The sequence below is a fragment of the Streptomyces flavofungini genome (genome assembly GCF_041028215.1).
Lineage (GTDB): Bacteria > Actinomycetota > Actinomycetes > Streptomycetales > Streptomycetaceae > Streptomyces > Streptomyces flavofungini_B.
The window spans coordinates 1-2,380 of sequence record NZ_JASKYR010001209.1; the positions used below are offsets into that span (position 1 = coordinate 1).

The following is a 2,380-nucleotide window of genomic DNA, read 5'->3' on the forward strand; positions in this document are numbered from 1 at the left end:
GGGTGGCGTGGACGCGCCGGGCGCCCCGCGGCCGCAAGGCCCCGCAGGTCCGCACGCCGAGCTGTTCGAGCCCGCGCTCCTGCTGCTCCTCGTCGCCGCCGTGCTCACCGGTGACCAGCGGGCGTGGGCCGCCGTCGAACGCCACGCGACGACGCGCGTGTCCCCGGTGGCGGCACTGTGCCGGGACGCCTGGGCCGGACGTGGCGAGGCCGTGCACGACGCGCTCCGGAGCGCCTTCGCGCGCCGTCACACGTACGCCACCCGGGCGTTCACCGACAGCCTGCGTGCCCACGACGACTTCCTGCACGGCCGGTGGGACGCCTCCCTCGCCGCGTCCCGCGAGGGCGCGCGCACCTCGGCGGAGCACGGTCACACGCTCGCCGAACAGCTCTTCCTGCGGAACGTCGCCGAAGTCCTCGCGGCGCGCGGCGAGCGCGCCGGACTCGCCGAGACGGAGACCGCGCTCGGGGCTTCGGCACGGGAGCAAGGACTGCGCCTGCTCACCGAGCGGCTGTACGCGCTGCGCGTACTCCTCGCGCTCGGCGACGGCCGTGCCGACGAGGCGTGGCAGCACGCGCGCCTCCTCGCGGGGCCCGGTGCCGTCCCGGCCTTCGGCCCGTGGTCGCACCTGTGGCTCGTCGACTGGGTGCAGGCGGCGGTCGACAGCGGGCACCGGGCGGAGGCCGTACGCCATCTGCGCGCGGTCCGCGCCGCCGGGAGCGCCCGAGCGTCGGCGCACCACACCTTCCTCCTCGCCGTCGCGGAGGCCCTCGCCGCCGACGACTGCGAGGCGGAGCAGCGCTACGAAGCCGCGTATGCCCTCCCCGACGCGGCGAGCTGGCCCTTTCCGCTCGGCCGGGCCCGTCTGGCCCACGCGATGTGGCTGGGGCGTCAGCGGCGGTACGGGGCAGCGGCGACCCGATGCCGTGCCGCGCTCGACACCTTCACCCGGCTCGGCGCTGCGCCATGGGCCGCGCGGGCGTCCCGCGCGCTCGACGAGCTGAGCGGCACGGCGGACGCCGCACGCGGGACCGGACGCCATCCCGCCCTCTCGGCACAGGAGTCACGCATCGCCGAACTCGTCGCCCAAGGGCTGACCAACCGTCAGGTCGGCGAGCGGCTCGGTCTCTCCCCCCGTACCGTCGGCGCCCACCTCTACCGGATCTTCCCCAAGCTCGGCATCACGACCCGCGCCGGTGTCGCCCGCGCCCTGGAGGGCGTCGGGGACTGACCCAAAGGCGGCTCGGGTGGCAGCGCCCTGGCCAGGGCCGCCCGCGAAGTGACGCCCAGCTTCGGGTAGATGCGGTAGAGGTGGGCGCCGATCGTACGCGGGGAGAGCCGCAGCGCCGCTCCGACCTCGTTGTTCGTCAGGCCGGTGGCGACCAGGCGGGCGATGCGCAGCTCATGGGCCGTGAGCGCGCCGGGCGCGGCAGCGGGGGTGACCGGGGCGGCCGATGGTGCAGGGGCACGCTCGCGCGGACGGAGTTCGGAGCGGCACTGCTCGGCCCAGGGTTCGGCGCGCAGCTCCTCGAAGGTCCGCTCGGCGGCGCGCAGGGGCTCGGCCGCTTCGGTGTGCCGCCCGCGACGGTTCAGCCAGGAGCCGTGCAGCAGGCGCAGGCGCGCCAGGTCGAAGACCCACTCCCCGGCGCCCGGCACCGCGTAGGCGGCGGCGTACGCGGCGTCCGCCGCTGAATCGTCGGCGGTCACCGCGACGGCGGCGGCCAGCAGGAACGCGTGGTGCGCCGAGATCGCGCCCGTCCCCGCCGCCCGCCCGGCCTCGGTGTGCGTACGCGCCTCGGCCAGGCGTCCGCAGCGCACGCCCGCCACGACGAAGTCGAAGAGCAGTACGTGGAACCAGGCCTGGCCCGGCGGGAGATGACCCGGTTCGACGACGCGGCGCAGCCGCGCGTACGCCTCCTCGCACCGCCCGTGGGCGAGTGCCGCGAGGGCTTCGAGGCGGTCCAGATGGTCCGTGACGAACCGCATCCGCGCCTTCGCCGCCGCCGGTTCGATGCGCGCCCGCACCGCGCGCAGGCCCTGCTCGTCACCCCGGCCCGCCAGGAAGTGGGCGTGATAGTGGCGGAAGAGCAGAGCGTTGCAGTGGTAGCCGAGTTCGTCGGCGGTCTCCGCCTCGCGCAGGCATCCGGGCGCGGCGTCCCAGCGGCCGCGCAGGAACGCCCCATGGCACCGCGCCTTCGCCACGGAGCCCCGGGTGGCGTACGTGTGCTCGTCGCTGAAGAGCCGCCACAGGCTCTCGTCCGCCGCGTCCACCGCCGCTGCCGCCCAGAGCAGCAGCCAGGCGCCCGCCGTCTCCCGCCGGTCGGCCGTGCCGCCCGCGAGGCCGMGCWGCGCGGCCTCGGCGCCGTGCGCGGTGCGGGGC

At 76.6% G+C, this 2,380-nt stretch carries 2 protein-coding genes; one reads left to right on the plus strand and one right to left on the minus strand.

What is annotated here, in order from left to right:
- On the plus strand, positions 1-1,231 hold a 1,231-nt coding region (locus AB8Z36_RS39800; protein ID WP_369218235.1), incomplete at its 5' end, for a LuxR C-terminal-related transcriptional regulator.
- Here the strand turns inward: AB8Z36_RS39800 and AB8Z36_RS39805 are convergent.
- Positions 1,156-2,380 (minus strand): helix-turn-helix transcriptional regulator (locus AB8Z36_RS39805; protein WP_369218236.1); only part of this gene is annotated, 1,225 nt, incomplete at its 5' end. The genes AB8Z36_RS39800 and AB8Z36_RS39805 overlap by 76 nt on opposite strands.